The organism is Mesorhizobium sp. M2E.F.Ca.ET.209.01.1.1 (genome assembly GCF_004010375.2).
Lineage (GTDB): Bacteria > Pseudomonadota > Alphaproteobacteria > Rhizobiales > Rhizobiaceae > Mesorhizobium.
Genome location: NZ_SADP02001401.1, coordinates 1 through 279 on the forward strand (window position 1 = coordinate 1; position 279 = coordinate 279).

1 protein-coding gene is annotated in these 279 nt (G+C 65.9%); it reads left to right on the plus strand.

Annotated elements, in window-relative coordinates:
* A partial coding sequence (locus EN852_RS41635) for a DUF5801 repeats-in-toxin domain-containing protein (RefSeq protein ID WP_210238355.1) occupies window positions 1-279 on the plus strand: 279 nt, incomplete at both ends.

The window sequence follows — 279 nt, forward strand, 5'->3', positions numbered from 1 at the left end:
CCCTGGTCAAGGTCGGCAACGACATCGTCGGCCAGACCGCCTCGCATGGCGATATCTTCAAGATCTCGGTCGACGCCTCCGGCACGGTGACGCTGACGCAGTACCAGCAGATCGACCACCTGCCCGAAAGCCTCGACACCACCAACAACAACGCCCACATCGACCTCGGCAACGGCCTGGTGACGCTGTCGGCGACGGCGACGGTGACCGACGGCGACCACGACCAGGCGACCTCGATGGTCAGCACCGACCTCGGCGGCAACATCGGCTTCGCCGACG